Here is an 18,453-nt window from a genome sequence, read left to right as displayed (position 1 = left end):
GGATACACACCGCGCTTTATTGAAAGCGCTTTACTACTTCGCTGCGGGCAGGCTTGCTCTACGAAAGAAACCACGTCAGGACTGCATTTTCAAAATTATGACATGATCCATTTAAAAGTTGTCAACAATATTCTTGACGAAACCCGCTTTTCCTTTCATTGAGCCTTTTGCCGGGCTGACTTAACATAGAGATGTCAGATGAAAGCGACACAACAAATTTCAGATTTATGTTCAAATATGACTAGGAGGTTCTATACGATGTCCAACGAGACAAATACAAACGCTTCCAAAGGCATTCGCGTAATGGTTCAGAAGCTTGGCCGTCTCCTTAGCGGCATGGTGATGCCGAATATCGGCGCGTTTATTGCCTGGGGTCTGATTACGGCTCTGTTCATCCCGACCGGCTGGTTCCCGAATGAGAAGCTAGGAGCGCTGGTTGGCCCGATGATCACGTACCTGCTCCCGCTCTTAATCGGTTATACGGGCGGACAGATGATCCACGGCAAGCGTGGTGCGGTTATCGGTGCGGTTGCTACGGTCGGCGTCATTGTCGGGGCAGATATTCCAATGTTCCTCGGCGCCATGATTATCGGTCCTATTGCAGCTTGGGTACTGAAGCAGTTCGACAAGCTGGTTGACGGCAAAATCAAATCCGGGTTTGAAATGCTGGTGAACAACTTCTCGCTCGGCATCATCGGCGGCGCGCTGACATTGGTGGCATACACTGGAATTGGGCCGCTTGTACAGGGCATTACCAAAGCGCTGTCAGCAGGTGTTGACGTACTGGTCAATGCCAACCTGCTGCCGCTCGTCAACATTATCATTGAGCCGGCGAAGGTGTTGTTCCTCAACAATGCGATCAACCATGGAATATTCAGTCCGATCGCTACAGAGGAAGCGGCACGTATCGGTCAATCCGTTCTGTATATGCTGGAATCGAATCCCGGTCCCGGGCTAGGTATACTTCTCGCCTATTGGTTCTTCGGTCGCGGTTCTGCCAAATCTTCCGCACCGGGCGCGGTCGTGATTCATTTCCTGGGCGGTATTCATGAGATCTATTTCCCATATATTCTGATGAAGCCGGTTCTGATCCTGGCTGCTATTGCAGGTGGTGTTGCCGGCACCTTCACCTTCCAGATTCTTGGAGCCGGATTGGTGGGCCCTGCGTCGCCGGGCAGCATAATTGCTTACTTCGCCATGGCGCCTAAAGGTGGTCTGATTGCGGTCCTAGCCGGTGTTATTGTTGCAACGGTGGTCTCCTTTGCTGTAGCGGCATTACTGCTCAAAACAGGCAAACAGACTGAAGAAGAGCCGAATCTTGAAGAAGCATCGGCCAAGATGAAGGAAATGAAAACCGGCGGCATGAATGACCAAGTCGCCCCAGCTTCAGCGGCTGTAGCTAATCTAGACAAAGAGAATGTGAACAAAATCGTGTTTGCTTGCGATGCCGGTATGGGCTCCAGCGCAATGGGCGCCTCGGTATTAAGAAAGAAACTACAGCAAGCGGGCGTCGACATTACGGTTGTGAACTCGGCGGTAAGTGAAATACCGGATGACGCGGATATCGTCATTACCCAGAAGACACTCACCGAGCGGGCCATCGCGAAGAATCCGAATGCGGAGCATATCTCCATCGACAACTTCTTGAAGAGTCCGAGATATGATGAGCTGGTGGAACGACTCAAAGACTAACATAAGCCTAAAACCATATGACACGCTGGCGTAGTAATGCCGGCGTTGTCTTTCATTTCATGAAGAAGGGGGCCATGCGTCTGGGACACATCACTGCCCGCCAGCGACAAATCCTTCTGCTCCTGATGAGCAGGAACGAGGGCATGACGGCTGCAGAAATAGCCGCTGAGGTCGGGGTCAGCGTCAGGACGGTTCACCGGGAAATGGAGGAGATTGAGAAGGAACTGCAGGGTACGGGCGTTCTGCTTCATAAAAAGTCGGGAACGGGTATCCGGCTGGAAGAGGAGACGCCTGAGGAGATGGCTCAGCTGCGGAAGCGCCTGCTTGCAGGAAAGCCGGCTGATTATTCCGTTGAAGAGCGCAAAATCCTCATGCTATGCGCCCTGCTTGAGGAGAATGAGCCCATCAAACTGTTTGCTTTGGCCCATAGTTTAAAGGTAACCGTACCGACCATCAGTAATGACCTGGATGAGCTGGAGCCATTAATGAAGCGGTTTAACCTTAACCTAATTCGCCGCAGAGGCTATGGTATCGAGATTGAAGGCTCGGAAGGCGTAAGGCGATCGGCGATTTGTCGCCTTGTTGAGGAATATCTGGATTATTCCGATCTTGTCGGGGATGGATATCGTGATCAAAGCGAGCCGGTGACCGCCCGTCTACTCTCCATGATTGATAAACCGGTGCTGCTGGATGTAGAGAAATGTTTATGGGATATGAACTGGGATTGGACGGAGAGTCTTAGCGAAGGTGCATATACCGCGATGCTTATAGCGTTATCGGTTTCCGTAAACAGGATCAAGCAGGGGCGGAGCATAGAGACAGCGGATATGACGGGATATGGTAAATCCTCAGCGTCAGTGGAGGAGGCAAAGGATTTCGCGAGTCGCCTAGGCCAAACCTTAAAGATTGATTTTCACGATCCTGAAATGAAATATATAGCTCACTTATTCGAATCAGCGAAGGACATGTCCGAGGTCAGCGAACTGGCTCACACGGATGTGGAGATGATGGAGATCGCCCAGCGTCTGATCGAAAGGGTTCAGCGGCGCACCGGCATTCCGTTCCAGGAAGATCGGACTCTGCGGGCAGGTCTGGTGGAGCATATCGGGGCTGCCATGAAACGGATTCGGGAAGGGACCCGGATCCGGAATCCCTTGCTGAGCCCGATTCGGAAGGATTATGAGGAACTGTTCGGAATCGTCCGTCGTTCGGTCGATGAAATGAAGCTGGACATAACCGTCCCGGATGAAGAAATCGGGTTTCTGGTTATGCATTTCGGTGCATCCAGCGAACGGCTGAACCAACTGGGACATCATCTGAAAGCCATTCTGGTATGTTCCAGCGGCCTTAGCTCCTCGAGGCTTCTCGGGACACGACTGAGTAAGGAGATGCCGCAGATTGAGGTGCTCGGCAACGTCTCGTGGTATGAAGCGGCCCGGATACCGAAGGAGCAATATGATCTCATCATATCGACCATTGATCTTCCGCTGTCGAAGGATCGGTATGTGAGATTAAGTCCGCTGCTCACGGCGGATGATAAAGAGGCATTACTGCAATTCATCCAGAGCACATCCTTGAAACCGGCCGCAGGCATGGCTGCCGATAAGCGAATCGAGGAAGAGCGTAAGGTCGCATCATTCGAGCGTCTGCGCATGCAGGCTGCCCTGATGAACGAGATTGTATCGCTTTTGGATGGCTTTCATGTGTACCACCTGGATAATCGGCAGGATGATATGCAGGGCACATTGAACGAAGCTTTGGCTAAGGTGGTTGAGCACGGGGCTGTCCGTGATGCGGAGAAGGTGAAGGAGCGTTTGCTTGAGCGGGAACGGATGGGCACCCAGCTCATTCCGGATACGACGCTGGCCTTATTCCATACGCGCAGCCGCTATATTACCTGGCCGTCTCTAACCTTGTTCCGGCTGGCGCACGCAGCGCCGCTGGAGGACGGGGCGGAGGCGGGTGTCATACTGCTGATGCTGGCGCCGAAGCAGCTTCCGAAGGAGAGCTTGGAGGTGCTCAGTGAAATCAGCGCCATGCTGCTTCACTCCGAGCTGATCGAGCTGATGGAGCGGGGCAGCGAGGAAGAAATCCGCTCCTATTTGGCGGAAGAGCTTCAGCATTTTTTCAATTACAGACCATAGAAAGAGGGAGACCAACATGAGTAACATACTGTCCAAAGATAAAGTCGTACTGAACGCAAAGGCTGATAGCAAGAGCGAAGCCATCCGCATGGCGGGGAATCTGCTTGTGCAGGCAGGCCATGTTTCCGAGGATTACGTGGATAAAATGCTGGAACGCGAAGAGATTGCATCCACTTATATGGGCGGAGGGCTCGCGATTCCCCATGGCACCAAAGAGGCCAAAGGCATGGTGATTTCCACGGGATTGTCCATCGTCCGCTTCCCGGAAGGCGTAGATTTCGGAGGAGATGAGCCAGCGTTTATAGTCATTGGTATCGCAGCTGCCGGTGGTGACCACATGGAGATTCTGACGAATGTGGCCATGATCTTTACGGATGACGAGAGCATTGAGAAGGTAATGAACGCTTCCAGCGAAGAGGAGATTCTGGCGATCTTCGAAGGAGGAATGGGCGCATGAAAGCAGTCCATTTCGGAGCAGGCAACATCGGACGCGGTTTTATAGGGCTCTTGCTGTCACAAGCCGGTTATGAGGTTTGTTTTATCGACGTGAACGAAGAGTTGGTATCGGAGCTGAAAGCACGCGGGGAGTATCCCGTAACCTTGGCCAGCGAAGGACAGGAGACCACCATCGTTAAAGGCATCACGGCACTCAACAGCGCCTCGGAGCCTGAAGCTGCCGCACGTGCAGTAGCGGAAGCGGATCTCGTGACAACAGCGGTAGGCGTGAATATTCTGAAGTTCATCGCCGGCACCATTGCCGAGGGGCTGAAGCTTCGGCTGCAAGCGGAGTCTGCTGCACCGCTTCATATTATTGCATGCGAGAATGCCATCGGTGGCAGCACGCAGCTGAAAGAGCATGTCTACGGGAAGCTTGATGACGAGACGAAGCAGAAGGCCGACCAGCGGGTTGCTTTCCCGGATGCGGCCGTAGACCGGATTGTGCCGCTGCAGCAGCATGAGGACCGTCTGAAGGTTGTGGTGGAGCCGTTCTATGAGTGGGCGGTGGACCGCTCGCAGATGTTTAAGGACTATGTCCCTGTGGAAGGCATTCACTATGTGGATCGCCTGGAGCCGTATATTGAACGCAAGTTGTTTACGGTGAATACCGGACACTGCTCGGCTGCATATGTAGGCTTTCTGAAAGGCTACGAGACCATCCAGGACGCCATGAAGGATGAAGAGGTAGCGAGTCATGTCCGCGCTGTGCTCGAGGAGACGGGAGCTGCACTTGTGCATAAACACGGCTTCAATCCTACCGAGCATGGAGCCTATATCGATACCATCCTGGAGCGGTTCCGCAATCCGGCGCTGACCGATGAGGTGTCCCGCGTAGGCCGCTCGCCGATTCGGAAGCTGTCCCCGGGCGACCGCCTGGTGTCGCCAGCCATGCTGGCATTCGAAAGCGGGCTTGCGTATAAGAGCTTGGCGAAATCCATGGCAGCGGCACTGTTGTTCGATGTTCCGGAAGATCCGGAAAGTGTGGAGCTGCAAGCATCGGTCCGGGATATCGGTGCAAGCGACACGGCCTCCCAATATACCGGCATTGCCGGTGAGCATCCGATTATGGGCGAGCTGATGGAGCAGTATGAAGCATTGAAGGCTGATGTCGAAGCGAGTTCGTAAGGTATTGGAAGTGAACCCAATAGCAGGCGGATGTACGTCCCGATAGGCCATGGCATCCCATCATCTTATATAGCCCCTGGTTCTCCTTGCGGAGAAATCAGGGGCTATATGCATAAGCAGGAGATCGGGCTCTTTTATTCGGTGTTCTTCAGAATATGGTTCGCTTCCTCTAGGGTGGTTGCCGGGGCAGCGATGTAGATTTTCTTTTCGGCTTGATTTATCTCGGGGTATATAACGATCCTGATTTGTTCAAAATAATCGTTCATGTATAGCTGTCCAAGTGGTTCAATCTGGGTAGCGGCAACGCTATAATTGTCATTAAATCCCAAATATTCCATCCATCGATTTTCAGAAAGTTTTCGCTTATTTTCGAAATAAAGAGTACACTAGAAGTAAGAAATTAAAAAGTGGATGTGATGAACATGGCAGAAGAACTGATCTTGACCCAGGAGGGCTATGATAAACTCCAGGAAGAACTTGATGACCTCAAGTATGTAAAACGCAAAGAGTTAGCGGAACGGATCAAGCTCGCGATCAGCTATGGTGACTTGAAGGAGAACAGCGAGTACCACTCAGCCAAGAACGACCAAGCGTTTATGGAAACGCGCATCATCATCCTGGAAAAAACACTCAACAACGCCCGGATTGTCGACGCCAAGCATGTAAGCTCGAAAACGGTGAATGTTGGTTCGAATGTCGTCCTGAACGACATCGAGTTTGCAGAGAAGCTTGAATATCAGGTCGTAGGACCGGCAGAAGCCGACGTATTGAACAATAAAGTCTCCTACGAAAGTCCGCTTGGCAAAGCACTGATGGGTAAAGCGGTTGGCGATCAAGTCAACGTGGAAGCGCCGATGGGTATCGTCAAGTATGAGCTGCTGGAGATCAAAGCTCTGTAATCGCAGGGGATCAACGAATATATAAATAGAAGGCGTAACCGGAAGCACGATGTCCGGTTACGCCTTTTCTAATGATTCAACCCCGTATGGCAGGCTAGAGTTACATACCTAATGGAGCAGATTAAGCATTAGCCGTTACGGCCTTGCGCTCATACATATAGCAGGCTGCGCCCAGAATGAAGGCAAGTCCCACCAGTCCAGCGCCCACCCAAGGCAGGGCGGTTAAGCTTAGATGCGTAATGACCACCCCTCCAATAAAGGCCCCCGCTGCGTTTCCGAGATTGCCCGCAGAGTGGGTTGCCGTGGAGGCTAGCGCTGGAGCGGATTGGGCCAGACTCATCACGCGCACCTGCATGCCCGGCATAACGGCGAAAGAGGCAGCTCCCCACAGCACGATGGTCAGCACGGCTGTGACCGGGTTATGGATGGTCACGGTGAGGATGGTAAGAATGACGGCCGTCGCAAAGTAAACGCCCAGAATGGAGGGCAGCAGCTTCCAGTCGGCCAGCCTTCCTCCCACGATATTACCGACGGTTACGCCGATACCGAACAGGATCAGAATCCAGGTGACGCTTGGTTCCGCAAAGCCGGTGATCTCAATCAGCAGCGGTGCAATATAAGTGAAGACGGTGAACAGGCCAGCGTTGCCAAGCGCCCCGATCAGCAGGAAGAGAAGGAGTTGTGGTCTAATGAGTGCTGTGATTTGCTGAACGATGCTTGAAGCTTGTTCCTGCCGTAGATTCGGAATGAAGATCAGGATGCCGATCAATGCCAACACCCCCATAACGGCAATCGCGGCGAATGAAGCACGCCAGCCCATCGTCTGGCCGATGAAGGTGCCAATCGGAACCCCGATGATATTGGCTATCGTTAATCCGGCCATCATGATGGACACCGCCCCAGCACGCTTGTCCGGTCGCACCAGGTTCGAAGCGATGACGGCTCCCACACCGAAGAAAGTACCGTGCGTTAGCGCGGTCAGCATCCGGGCACCCATCAAAACGGCATAGCTCGGAGCGAAGACCGAAATGCCGTTACCCAGAATAAACAGGCCCATGAGCAGCAGAAGCAGCTTTTTTTGTGGAATTTGGTGGGTTAGAACGGTTAGAATAGGTGCCCCTACGGCTACCCCGAGGGCGTACATCGTAATCAGCTGCCCGGCCGATGCAATGCTGACATTCAGATCATCCGCGACATTAGGGAGTATTCCCATGATGACGAACTCCGTCATGCCAATAGCAAAAGCACCAACGGTGAGAGACAGTATAGAGATGGGAAATGGCTCTTTGGCGCCTTTTTTCCCAGTGGCGTGTTGCGATATATCCATGGTGTTCAAGTCAACCTTTCTACTGTGTTTGTTAAAGATATAATCCCAATCATCATTATCGGTTTTAAAGAGGGACTGTTACATATTATTTAATGTTGTCGGAGGATAATCAAGAACTTTATTTTTTGGGGAAAATGGATACCCTGAATAGGGAAGCCCCTACTAAGGAAAGCTTGTCCAGTATGCAAGAACTCGAGAGTACCGCAGGGGCACTCTCTTGATGAGCGGGCGGATCATCGAGGCCATTTATCGAGCCTGCTGATCCATACTTTGAATATAAGGGTTTTAGAAACAAGTGAACGACTCGATACTTCTTAAGTCGAGCCCTGAATATACCCACATCCATCCCGTCCAGCGGAAGCCAGCAACCGAGGTGCGGCCAACAAAAGTCGGGTAAAACCAGAAGCCGGGTCCACGTGTCGGCCAAATATAGGTATTTCTGAACAAACAGCCCCTAATCGCTCCAGGATCAACTGCGAAGGTACTGGCCATAGGCTGTTGGGGGACAGATGTTGGAGGCGGGGAAGTGGGCCCTTGCATCGGTCCCTGTGGTCCTTGCGGCGGCATAAATGCCATAATGGATTCACTCCTTAATCGGGTTATTAGGTTGGGAAGTACGCGGGAGGCTGCCGAATAACAATGTAAGCCCTTCTTCTAGATGTAAAGCAAGGTGATGACAAGCAATTCGAAGAGGACAAGTGGCAGAATTACATTGTTATAATAACTGGGGCCGAAGCCGCGCTGGTTTCCGTATCCGGGCATGCTCAAGTACAGAATCCCTTTTTCGCAATGCATGATGGTCCCTTCAAAAACATCACCGTCGAGCGTTTCGACGCGAACCAGCTGATTCGCATGCTGCTTACATAGATGGTGAATATGATCGCGAACCGATTTGATGTTGTGCCTCATGTTGGGTTCAGCTTGATACAAGGTTTGTTCCTGGTGTCCGGGATATTGAATGCTCATATTGTAAAAGACCCCCATCGTTATTAGTCATACCTAGTTTCCATCCTATGCGGATGCCTAGAGAGGGGTGCTTTTGAATTTCCCGCATGGGCAAATAAGCAGATTAGTGATACGATTTAGATCAATATATGAGTTGAGGAAGTGAGCGTTAGTCGTGATCAATATAACCATTCCCAAGGTGGACGTTACCATTACCAAGCAGGCAGCTCCGGAATTGAGCCACATTTACGGATTTACAGATTTTCACCTGATTCCAAGAGATCGGGGCGGGATTTTCATGTTCTACAACAGCAAGGAGGAACTCCTGTTTGTTGGCAAAGCAAGAAAGTTAAGACCGCGGATCAAGAAGCATTTTGAAGATAGCGTCTCTCCAATCAAGGAGCATCGGGATGAGGTTACACGAATCGAGGTCTGTATCATTGAAGAAGCCGTTCATAGAGAGATCTATGAAACCTATATCATTAATGAATTCAAGGCCAAATATAATGTAGACAAGGTGTTCTTTAAGTAAGGAATACGAAGGATAAAGTGACAAGAAGCAATAGACGTGGCCCGAGTAAAGCCCCGCGTTTATTGCTTTTTTGTGTTGTGATAAAGGAAATCAAAAATTTTGTTTTAATATTCCTTTACAGGAATATTCCTATCGTGGTATATTATGATCAGGAAGTACGGCACACCATTTAATCAGTAAAAAAAAGAGGTGATGATGGTGACGTGGACAGAGAGAACAGACAATCACCGTAAACGCTACAGCAGCGGGTCTGTACCAGTCATCCCAACAAGATGGAACTAACCACATTTAACGCTTTAGCCGAACCGAGCCGTTTTCGTATTGTGGATCTCCTGCTGAAAGGGCCTTTAACGGTAGGGGAAATCGCTGAACGTCTTGACATTCGGCAGCCACAAGCGTCTAAGCATCTGAAGGTGCTGCTGGATGCCGGGCTGGTGGAAGTAAGGGCGGAGGCGAACCGTCGGAACTACATGCTGCGGTCGGAACCGTTTGTAGAACTGGACCATTGGCTCCATAATTACCGAAGCATATGGAACGAGCGCTTCGACAACTTGGATAACTACTTAGAGAAACTGCAATCGGAAGGAACAGGTAAGAAACAGGATAAACACCTAATATGAGGAGGAATTGATAATGACAAACCAAATGATTACGCGGGTTGAAGGGCAAGTACTTGTATTGGAACGTGTGTTTAATGCACCTAGGGAGCTGGTATTCAAGGTATTTACGGATGGAGAGCATCTGAAGCAGTGGTGGGGACCTCGCGGATGGGAGGTTACCGTATCCAAGATGGATTTCCGTCCGGGCGGCTCATGGCATTACTGCATGAAGTGTTTGGATAAGAAACAGGGGGATTTCTACGGCATGGAATCCTGGGGCGAATCGGTCTACCAAGAAATTGAGGAGCCTGAGAAAATTGTCTACATCGACTATTTCTCGGATGCAGAAGGCAATATTGCGGAGGGAATGCCCGCAACAACGGTTACAATGTCATTCGAAGAGCAGGATGGAAAGACCAAGCTGATCAGCCGGGCAGTGTACGAATCTCCGGAGGCTCTCAAAACCGTGCTGGACATGGGAATGGAAGAAGGCATTACCCAAACCTGGGATCGCCTGGAGGAATACTTGGCAACAAAGCAATAAGCCAAGCTCAAATACAGGGTTAAAAGGTAAAATGAAATGGCTGGAATCCGCATGGATCCCGGCCATTTTTGAATTCATTATGCATCGAATCCACAGAATCCACATTATCAGTTAACTTGTAACTTGAAAAATCCGAGCTAAAAGTTCAATATAAAGATAATTGAATGATAGATAACGATGTTGAATGCTCTTAGGCGGGAAGCAACGATAATCTTTGCCTACGGTTCTGCCCCACGGCAAAGCATAATAGGAGGAAATCATGATGGAGATTGGAGTTAGCTCGTTCGTAGAGACTTGGCCGGATGTGACAACAGGCGAAGTGATGAGCCATGCACAGCGGCTGCGCGAGGTTGTTGAGGAAATCGTACTGGCTGATCAGGTGGGATTGGATGTGTATGGGGTAGGCGAGCATCACCGTAAGGATTATGCGGCATCTTCGCCTGCGGTTGTGCTCGCTGCGGCTGCGTCGCAGACGAAGTGGATTCGGCTGACCAGTGCGGTGACGGTGCTGTCCTCCGCTGATCCGGTGCGGGTGTTTCAGGATTTCGCCACCTTGGATGCCATCTCGAACGGCCGTGCCGAGATTATGGCAGGCAGAGGTTCGTTCATCGAATCCTTCCCGTTATTCGGCTATGATCTGAGCCATTATGATGAGCTGTTCGAGGAGAAGCTGGAGCTGCTGCTCAAAATCCGCGAGTCGGAAAAAGTAACCTGGCAGGGCGGGCATCGCCCGGCGATTCATAACTTAGGCGTCTACCCGCGCCCGGTTCAGAATCCGCTGCCGGTGTGGATTGGCAGCGGAGGCAATTCGGAATCGGTCGTGCGGGCAGGCCTGCTCGGTTTACCGCTGGTACTGGCGATTATCGGCGGAAGTCCCCTGCAGTTCGCGCCGCTGGTTAAGCTGTATAAAGAAGCCGCTGCGCATGCGGGACATGATGTATCGAAGCTGCCGATCGGCTCGCATTCCCATGGATTTATTGCGGAGGATACGGAGATGGCAGCGGACAAGTTCTTCCCATCCACCCAAGCCAGCATGAATGTATTGGGACGGGAGCGGGGCTGGGGATACTATGACCGCGCAAGATTCGATGCGGCTCGGAGCTTCGAAGGTGCGCTCTATGTGGGGGACCCGGAGACGGTCGCCCAAAAAATCATTCACCTGCGCAAGCATGTGGGCATTACCCGCTTCATGCTGCACGTGCCGGTGGGAACGATGCCTCATGATGAAGTCATGCGTGCCATTGAACTGCTGGGAACCGAAGTCGCCCCTCGGGTGCGCAAGGAAATCGACCGCTGGGAAGCGGCTGGTGAACCTGCGGAGTAAGCTGACAGCATTTTTTATTGAGATGAAATGGAATTAAACGTAACCTTTTTTCGGACCATACCGTTTATGACATAAACGGACAAGGTGGTGTACATCTTGCGGGTTGCCAGATATTTTCTGCTGTGGTTCGTATTTATATGGATGTTTACCGGTGCGATCGTAGGCTTGGAGTATATCGAAGGGTATAAGATTGCAACGACGGAATATTATGGCCTTCGTAATATGGGTCTGGTGTTGGTGATCATCCCGATCTTCTTATCCTCGATCCTATATCCGGTGATCGTGCTCCCGTTATCGTGGCTAATCGGCATGATTCGATGGGTTAGAGCTTCCCTCATCCTGTATGCTCTGCTGTATGCCGTGATGTGGGCCGGGGCTGGGGCTTTCCTGTGTTACAAGAACTTGAGAAAAAAGTTTCAGTCGGGCGATTTACTCATAGCGAATCCCATTTGATGCCACCTCTATGGCGTTCCAGTCCAGAATACGGATGGTCTGTCCGTTCCGCTCCAGGACCCCCTTTTGGGCGAAGGCAAACATCACCCGGTTCAAATGTCGGTGCGTGGTGCCAAGCAAGCTGGCAATCTCCCCGATATGGTCGGTCTTCAGCTCCATCCCAAAGGAAGGATTGGCCCCCGGCGACAGGGTGGACATGAGATAGCTGGCAAACCGGTTCTCCACCGATGCCAACAGATTGACGCGGGAAGCGGTCGTGCAGGTCTGAAGCTTATAGCTCAGGTGATCCAGCAAGGTGGATGTAAAGCGAGCGTTCGTCATTTCATGTTGCTTAATATAGTCAAAGGACAGCCCGATGAACAGGCACTCGTTAACGGCTTCAATCTGGGATTGGACCGGGACGCTTCGAATCAATTCAATATCCCCGATGATGGAAAAAGGATGGCCAAAGCGCAGAAGAAGCGATTTACCGGTTTCGATGCTGGAGGTCACCTTGATCTTTCCTTGTACGAGGAACAAAAGGGAATTCATGGTGAAGCCTTCATGCAGAATGATCTCGCCAGGCTCGTATTGCTGCAATGTAAAAGGCACAGGCTTGCTCAGATCCAGCATGCTCTCGAATTGAAATTGCTCCAGCTTGGCTCTCAGCAAGGGTGCATCATGAAGTAGTTTCATGGGTCTTTATGGTTGCTCCTTTCTCTTCTGGACAAATGTCCTTCTCATTATACGATCAACTGCTATGATAAGAGCAATGAGAAGATACAGGAGGGCAAGGGCATGAAATTTGTATTTGATCTGGACGGAACGATCTGTTTTAAAGGGCAGCCGGTTTCGAACGAGTTGTTGAAGGCATTGGAGGAGCTGGTGGCGCAAGGGCATGGGGTTATTTTTGCTTCCGCCCGGCCGATTCGCGACTTGCTTCCCGTCCTTCATGAGCGTGTTCATCACTACCCGATGATCGGAGGCAACGGTTCGATGGTGGCGGCAGGGGGAAAGCGGATCTCCACGGCAGGCTTTGACAGCGAGGTGCTTCCGAGCCTTCTTCAGCTGTTAACAACGTATAACGTGAGCTATTTGATTGATGGAGAATGGGACTATGCCTATACCGGTCCTGTGGATCATCCGATTCTGCTAAATTTGGATCCGCACAAGCTGGCTAAGAACGTGGCGCTCCAGGAGCTGACTTCGGTTGTGAAAATATTGATGCTGACCTTGGACGATATGGCGGAAGTGGAGGAGAGGCTGAGACAGCTGGATGTCGTTGTTCACGTGCATGGTGGGGAAAATGTGCTGGATATCAGCCCTAAGGGGATACATAAATGGAGCGGGCTTCAGCAGCTGGGCGTGAAGGAGGGCGAGTATGTTGCCTTTGGCAACGATGCCAATGATATCACGATGTTCCAGCATGCGCTGCACGCGGTAATGATTGGTGATCATCCGCTGTTGGCACCCTACGCCTCGGAACAACTGCCGCTGGATCGCGATATCGAGCATGCGATTGCGGAACGGCTGCAGGCGCTTGGGCGTCAATATGCTGCGACAAGTGTGTAGGCCCGATAGGTTCCTTCGGGATATATAGAGTTTCAACATACTTCACGGTTCAAGAAACGTAAGACGCACTATATTTCCTATACGATAAATTTGTTCAGCCAACCACCGGCTGGGCTTTTTTTATTGTGTGGATGGGTGTGTGCAGAAGGATAATCCGCAGGCTTCGAGAATATCATGTGGCATAGGCGTGAGGGGAATCGGGAAGGTGTTGATAGAGGGATGTCGACATACGAGTACTATAAAGAGATATTCGCGGAAGTCCCGAGGCCGTTCGCCTTGGTGGATCTGGACATGCTGGATGACAATGCACGAGCGATTGCGCGGGCTGCAGGAGGCAAGAAGGTACGGCTGGCCAGCAAGTCGATCCGCTCCGTGGATGTGCTGCATCGTATCCTGGATTCGGATCCCATGTTCCAAGGGATCATGTGTTATACCGCTGCGGAAGCCGTATTTCTAGCAGAACAAGGCTTCGATGATTTGCTGCTTGGCTATCCTCAGTGGCAGTCGGAAGCGGTTCGGTCCATCGTGAATCTGGTTAGCGAAGGCCGCTCGATTACCTTAATGGTGGACAGTGTGGAGCATGTCGAGCACATCGAACAGTTCGCCAAACAACAGAGTACCGTGATGCCGCTATGCATTGATTTGGATATGTCGGTACATTATCCCGGCCTCCACTTCGGTGTGTGGCGATCGCCCGTCCATTCGTGGGAGGGCATGTATCCCATTGTAGAACGGATTATCCACTCCCCTTGGCTTCGCTTGGACGGCATCATGGGTTATGAGGCGCAGGTGGCAGGCGTCGGGGATGACGCATCGGGCAAGCATATAAAGAATACGATGGTCCGGTGGCTGAAGAGCGGCTCCATCGTTGAGGCCGCCAAGCGAAGGGGGGAAGTCGTGGAGCGGCTTAATGCCATGGATATCCGGCTCCGCTTCGTCAATGCAGGGGGAACCGGAAGTTTGGACAGCTCCCGGAAGGAAGCGTGGGTAACCGAGATCACCGCCGGATCGGGCTTCTATGCGCCGGGGCTGTTCGACCATTTTGCGTCATTCCGTTATAAGCCGGCAGTAGCTTATGCCATAGAGGTGGTGCGCATACCGAAGGCAGGGATCGTGACTTGTATGGGCGGGGGATACACAGCATCGGGAGCAGCGGATAAGGATAAGCTGGCGAAGCCCTATTTGCCTGAAGGGCTGGAGCTGTTCTCGCTGGAGGGTGCCGGTGAGGTGCAAACGCCGCTGCGCTTGCCTGCCCATGTGAAGCTAGGCCTGGGAGATCCGGTGTTCTTCCGTCATGCAAAGGCTGGCGAGCTATGCGAACGGTTCAAAGTGCTGTATGCGGTCTCGCAAGGCCGTATCGTGGGTGAATATGCCACCTACCGTGGAATGGGGGAGTGTTTTCTATGAAGCAGGTCCAATGGTCCAATTGGTCGGGGACGGTACGAGCGAATCCAAGAACGGTACTGTATCCTGCGTCCATTTCGGAAGTGGTGAAGATGGTCCAGATGTGCCGGCAGGAGGGCAGACGGCTGCGAGTGGTCGGCTCAGGACATTCTTTTACTCCCATTGCTGCATCCGAGGACTGCCTGGTCTGCTTGGACGCCATGCAGGGACTGGTCCATGTCGACGCAGAAGCCAGGACAGCTACCGTGTGGGCGGGGACGAAGCTGAAGCTGCTCGGCGAGCTGCTGTTCCAGCATGGGCTGGCACAGGAGAACCTCGGCGATATTGATGTGCAATCCATTGCGGGGGCCATTAGTACGGGGACGCACGGTACGGGCCGGGAATTCGGGAATATATCCACGCAGGTTGTCGGACTTATGGTGGTCACTGGCACAGGCGAGGTGCTGGAGTGCAGTAGGGAGTCGCACCCCGATGGGTTCAAGGCGCTGCAGGTTTCTTTGGGTACACTCGGTATTATCGTGCAAGTGACGTTGAGGCTTGAGCCGGCATACAAAATAGAATATGAAAGCCGGAGAGTAACTCTCGAAGAATGCTTGAAGCAGCAGGCTCGATTAGCGGAAGAGAACCGCCATTTCGAATTTTATTGGTTCCCTTATGCGGAGCCGTGCCAGATCAAGCTGATGAATAAGACGGATCAAGAAGTGAAGGAACATCGGATCAGGGATTATATCAGTGAAGTGTTGGTGGAGAATACCCTTTTCGGTCTAATCTCGGAGCTGTGCCGGAAGGTGCCGAAGGCAAGTCCGTATGTCAGCCGTTTCTCGGCGTCACAGGTTCCTCTGGGTCGTAAAGTGAATTACAGCCATCGTCTGTTTGCGACCCAGCGGCTCGTTCGTTTCAACGAGATGGAGTATAACATTCCGGTAGAGTCGATGAATGCGGTTATTGAAGACATGCGGGCAGAGCTGTCCCGTAGTAAGTATCATGTGCATTTCCCTGTGGAATGCCGCTATGCCAAGGGCGATGATATATGGTTAAGCCCCGCTTATGGCCGGGATTCCGCTTATATTGCGATTCATATGTATAAAGGCATGCCGTATGAAGATTACTTCCATGCGATGGAGCGCATTTTCCTCCGGTATGGCGGCCGGCCGCATTGGGGGAAAATGCACAGTCTCGAGGCTGCTCAATTGAAGGAACTGTATCCGATGTGGGAAGCGTTCCAAGCGGTTCGGGAAGAACTGGACCCGGATGGCATCCTGCTGAGTGATTATATGGGCAGGCTGTTCGATGTATCTGGGCCCATCTCCGATTCGATCAGTGATATTGGCTAGACCACGATTAAACATCTCAAATAAAAACGCCCTTAGATGGCTGTCTTATCTTCCATCGCCCAAGGGCGTTTTTTTGTTGCCCGATGTTCGCTCACGGAAGGGGCAAGAAGCGAATAGATCATTTCAAAACAGGGAGAATAAGCGTCGTTATGCTGATTGGAAAGCGGCTAGCGTTTGTAATTGGAAATCAATTGGGATGGACAATGCAAAGGATCTTCTTTATAATCAATAAATAGTTACCCAAGGTAACCATTTTGGATGGAGGTATCAAATGGACACCCACAGACATTTTTTCCATAAATACTTTACGCTGCATCGCCCTTTCGTCAATGAGCTGAACCGTAAGCTTGAAGACTATAACCTGTATTATGCCCAGTGGTCCATTATGTACTATCTGGATGTTTATGAGTCGATGACCTTGGTGGAGCTATCCAAAATGCTGTACGTGGAGAAGCCCACGGTAACCCGAACCGTGAACGCGCTGATTAAGCTCGACTACGTGGAGCAAATTCCGGTGCGTGATAAACGGGAGAAGCGCATTCAGCTATCTAAGACGGGAGTTGGCGTTGTCCAGCAAGTCCGTAAGGTGTTCGACCAATATGAACAGGAGATTATGGAAGGTGTCTCTGCTGAGGAACAGGCCACGGTTATTCGTGTGATGGAGACGGTCAGAGACAACATTATTAGAAAAGGTGATTAACTTGGAGCAAGCAGACTCGCGAGATCGATTGTGGAGCAAGGATTTTTTGATTGTGTTTGGCGTCAATTTCCTGCTCTTTTTATGTTTTTATTTATTAGTGGTCATTATGTCCTCATATGCGAAGAATGAATTTCATGCATCAACCAGGAATGGCTGGCTTGGCTTCCAGCATTTTTGTCGTAGGCGCTTTGATTGGACGGTTGATCGGAGGCAGCATCATTGAGAGGGTCGGGCGCAAAAAACTTCTTTTTACCGGTCTGATCGCCTTCAGCGTTCTTATCGGGTTATATTTCATCGTGAACAGCCTGAGCGTGCTGCTCATTGTCCGGTTCTTCCACGGCATAGCCTTCGCACTCGCTTCAACGGCAACCGGCACGATTGCAGCCAGCCTGATTCCGAACTCCAGAAGGGGTGAAGGTACGGGTTATTATGGCGTGAGTATCATTATCGCATCGGCCATTGGCCCTTTTATTGGTCTGATGATTAACGAACATGCTACGATGATGGCCAACTTCACGCTGTGCGCGGTACTGGGTGTTCTCTCTTTGCTGTCCGCATTCTTTATGAACATACCGAAGCTGGTGCTGACCGCTGAGCAAAAGAAGGATCTGCAAGGATTGAAACTATCCAATTTTATTGAACCGAAAGCATTACCGATTTCACTGGTTAGCTTCGTCATGGGTTTCGGATATTCCAGCGTTTTAACGTACCTCATGATCTTTGCCGGACAGATCAGTTTGACCGAAATAGCCAGTTATTTCTTTATTGTCTACGCTATTGTGGTCATTCTGTCGAGACCGTTCACGGGCCGGTGGTTTGACCAAAGAGGGGCCAACGTGGTGATGTATCCTGCGATACTTTCATTTGCGATCGGCATGGTGCTGCTCAGTCAAGCCCACCACGGTCTGACCTTGCTGCTCTCGGCCGTATTTGTCGGTCTGGGCTACGGTACGACGCAGTCCAGCTCCCAGGCCCTTGCCATCAAGCGTTCTCCGGCTCACCGGATTGGACTTGCGACGTCGACCTTTTATATATTTGTGGACGTGGGCATCGGGTTCGGGCCCTTTATACTTGGTTTCCTGACACCGCTTGTCGGCTTCCGGGGCATGTACATTGCGATGGCAGTCCTGCTCGCTGCGGGTATTGTGCTGTATCACTTCTTAGTTGGGAAAAAGGAAAGAGAAGGGAACGACGGACATGCTGTCGTGCATTCATCAAAGATTTAAACCGATGAAAGACTGCCTTTGGGGCAGTTTTTTTTGTGTAGTCATGAACAAATATTTGGACTTGTTCCATGTAAGGTAGACTCCTTCTGCTGACATGACTCGCCGAGAAAGAATAATTTTAATCATTTTCTGCGAATCACAGGACTTCATCCTATA

20 protein-coding genes are annotated in these 18,453 nt (G+C 51.3%); 15 read left to right on the top strand and 5 right to left on the bottom strand.

Annotation, left to right across the window (positions count from 1 at the left end; all coding sequences use genetic code 11):
* Window positions 1–258: 258 nt before the first annotated feature.
* From ACOZB4_RS17010 to ACOZB4_RS16995, 4 genes are all read left to right on the top strand, one after another.
* The gene (locus ACOZB4_RS17010; protein ID WP_379413150.1) at window positions 259–1,692 is read left to right on the top strand and encodes a PTS mannitol transporter subunit IICB; all 1,434 of its coding nucleotides are present in this window, start codon (window positions 259–261) and stop codon (window positions 1,690–1,692) included.
* A gap of 74 nt (window positions 1,693–1,766) precedes the next feature.
* Window positions 1,767–3,836: a BglG family transcription antiterminator gene (locus ACOZB4_RS17005; RefSeq protein ID WP_379413328.1), complete on the top strand. Its 2,070-nt coding sequence runs from the start codon at window positions 1,767–1,769 to the stop codon at window positions 3,834–3,836.
* A gap of 16 nt (window positions 3,837–3,852) precedes the next feature.
* Window positions 3,853–4,293 (top strand): PTS sugar transporter subunit IIA, encoded by a 441-nt coding sequence (locus tag ACOZB4_RS17000; RefSeq protein ID WP_071220559.1) that lies wholly within the window; start codon window positions 3,853–3,855, stop codon window positions 4,291–4,293.
* On the top strand, window positions 4,290–5,459 hold the full coding sequence (locus ACOZB4_RS16995; protein WP_379413155.1) for a mannitol-1-phosphate 5-dehydrogenase: 1,170 nt from the start codon (window positions 4,290–4,292) through the stop codon (window positions 5,457–5,459). The genes ACOZB4_RS17000 and ACOZB4_RS16995 overlap by 4 nt, the downstream gene beginning before the upstream one ends.
* A 134-nt stretch (window positions 5,460–5,593) precedes the next feature.
* On the opposite strand, the gene ACOZB4_RS16990 is transcribed toward ACOZB4_RS16995, so the two are convergent.
* Complete coding sequence (locus ACOZB4_RS16990) at window positions 5,594–5,797, bottom strand: hypothetical protein (RefSeq protein ID WP_379413157.1); 204 nt, start codon at window positions 5,795–5,797, stop codon at window positions 5,594–5,596.
* Window positions 5,798–5,881: 84 nt separating this feature from the next.
* On the opposite strand from ACOZB4_RS16990, the gene greA reads away from it, so the two are divergent.
* Window positions 5,882–6,358: a transcription elongation factor GreA gene (gene greA, locus ACOZB4_RS16985; protein ID WP_076323724.1), complete on the top strand. Its 477-nt coding sequence runs from the start codon at window positions 5,882–5,884 to the stop codon at window positions 6,356–6,358.
* 121 nt (window positions 6,359–6,479) lie between these two features.
* Here greA and ACOZB4_RS16980 read toward each other — a convergent pair whose 3' ends face one another.
* From ACOZB4_RS16980 to ACOZB4_RS16970, 3 genes are all read right to left on the bottom strand, one after another.
* Window positions 6,480–7,685: an MFS transporter gene (locus ACOZB4_RS16980; RefSeq protein WP_379413162.1), complete on the bottom strand. Its 1,206-nt coding sequence runs from the start codon at window positions 7,683–7,685 to the stop codon at window positions 6,480–6,482.
* 285 nt (window positions 7,686–7,970) lie between these two features.
* Window positions 7,971–8,261: a transporter gene (locus tag ACOZB4_RS16975; RefSeq protein WP_379413164.1), complete on the bottom strand. Its 291-nt coding sequence runs from the start codon at window positions 8,259–8,261 to the stop codon at window positions 7,971–7,973.
* Window positions 8,262–8,339: 78 nt separating this feature from the next.
* The gene (locus tag ACOZB4_RS16970) at window positions 8,340–8,651 is read right to left on the bottom strand and encodes a hypothetical protein (RefSeq protein ID WP_339292012.1); all 312 of its coding nucleotides are present in this window, start codon (window positions 8,649–8,651) and stop codon (window positions 8,340–8,342) included.
* 154 nt (window positions 8,652–8,805) lie between these two features.
* On the opposite strand from ACOZB4_RS16970, the gene ACOZB4_RS16965 reads away from it, so the two are divergent.
* The 5 genes from ACOZB4_RS16965 (at window position 8,806) to ACOZB4_RS16945 (ending at window position 12,082) form a co-directional block, all read left to right on the top strand.
* Window positions 8,806–9,162 (top strand): nucleotide excision repair endonuclease, encoded by a 357-nt coding sequence (locus ACOZB4_RS16965; RefSeq protein WP_379413168.1) that lies wholly within the window; start codon window positions 8,806–8,808, stop codon window positions 9,160–9,162.
* Between the two features lie 272 nt (window positions 9,163–9,434).
* Window positions 9,435–9,782 (top strand): ArsR/SmtB family transcription factor, encoded by a 348-nt coding sequence (locus ACOZB4_RS16960; RefSeq protein WP_379413171.1) that lies wholly within the window; start codon window positions 9,435–9,437, stop codon window positions 9,780–9,782.
* 13 nt (window positions 9,783–9,795) lie between these two features.
* Window positions 9,796–10,305: an SRPBCC domain-containing protein gene (locus ACOZB4_RS16955; RefSeq protein ID WP_379413173.1), complete on the top strand. Its 510-nt coding sequence runs from the start codon at window positions 9,796–9,798 to the stop codon at window positions 10,303–10,305.
* 262 nt (window positions 10,306–10,567) lie between these two features.
* A complete protein-coding gene (locus tag ACOZB4_RS16950; RefSeq protein ID WP_379413332.1) occupies window positions 10,568–11,629 on the top strand; it encodes an LLM class flavin-dependent oxidoreductase in 1,062 nt (353 codons plus the stop codon).
* Window positions 11,630–11,725: 96 nt separating this feature from the next.
* Window positions 11,726–12,082 (top strand): hypothetical protein, encoded by a 357-nt coding sequence (locus ACOZB4_RS16945; protein WP_379413176.1) that lies wholly within the window; start codon window positions 11,726–11,728, stop codon window positions 12,080–12,082.
* Here ACOZB4_RS16945 and ACOZB4_RS16940 read toward each other — a convergent pair.
* Window positions 12,059–12,757, bottom strand: coding sequence for a Crp/Fnr family transcriptional regulator (locus tag ACOZB4_RS16940; protein WP_379413180.1), 699 nt, complete (start codon window positions 12,755–12,757; stop codon window positions 12,059–12,061). The two genes, ACOZB4_RS16945 and ACOZB4_RS16940, sit on opposite strands and share 24 nt — an antisense overlap.
* 102 nt (window positions 12,758–12,859) lie before the next feature.
* Here ACOZB4_RS16940 and ACOZB4_RS16935 point away from each other — a divergent pair, with 102 nt between their 5' ends.
* The 5 genes from ACOZB4_RS16935 (at window position 12,860) to ACOZB4_RS16915 (ending at window position 18,297) form a co-directional block, all read left to right on the top strand.
* The gene (locus tag ACOZB4_RS16935) at window positions 12,860–13,633 is read left to right on the top strand and encodes an HAD-IIB family hydrolase (protein ID WP_379413183.1); all 774 of its coding nucleotides are present in this window, start codon (window positions 12,860–12,862) and stop codon (window positions 13,631–13,633) included.
* A gap of 219 nt (window positions 13,634–13,852) precedes the next feature.
* On the top strand, window positions 13,853–15,040 hold the full coding sequence (locus ACOZB4_RS16930; protein ID WP_379413185.1) for an amino acid deaminase/aldolase: 1,188 nt from the start codon (window positions 13,853–13,855) through the stop codon (window positions 15,038–15,040).
* Entirely contained in the window at window positions 15,037–16,371 is a 1,335-nt protein-coding gene (locus ACOZB4_RS16925) for a D-arabinono-1,4-lactone oxidase (RefSeq protein ID WP_379413188.1), read from the top strand. The genes ACOZB4_RS16930 and ACOZB4_RS16925 overlap by 4 nt, the downstream gene beginning before the upstream one ends.
* 271 nt (window positions 16,372–16,642) lie before the next feature.
* Window positions 16,643–17,071: a MarR family winged helix-turn-helix transcriptional regulator gene (locus ACOZB4_RS16920; RefSeq protein WP_379413191.1), complete on the top strand. Its 429-nt coding sequence runs from the start codon at window positions 16,643–16,645 to the stop codon at window positions 17,069–17,071.
* 134 nt (window positions 17,072–17,205) lie between these two features.
* A complete protein-coding gene (locus tag ACOZB4_RS16915; RefSeq protein WP_379413194.1) occupies window positions 17,206–18,297 on the top strand; it encodes an MFS transporter in 1,092 nt (363 codons plus the stop codon).
* The last annotated feature ends 156 nt before the right edge of the window (window positions 18,298–18,453 follow it).

The organism is Paenibacillus sp. NPDC058898 (assembly GCF_049316025.1).
Taxonomy (GTDB): Bacteria; Bacillota; Bacilli; order Paenibacillales; family Paenibacillaceae; genus Paenibacillus_AQ.
Note: the sequence above shows the minus strand (reverse complement) of the source record. Positions and strands in the feature narration are given on the sequence as shown.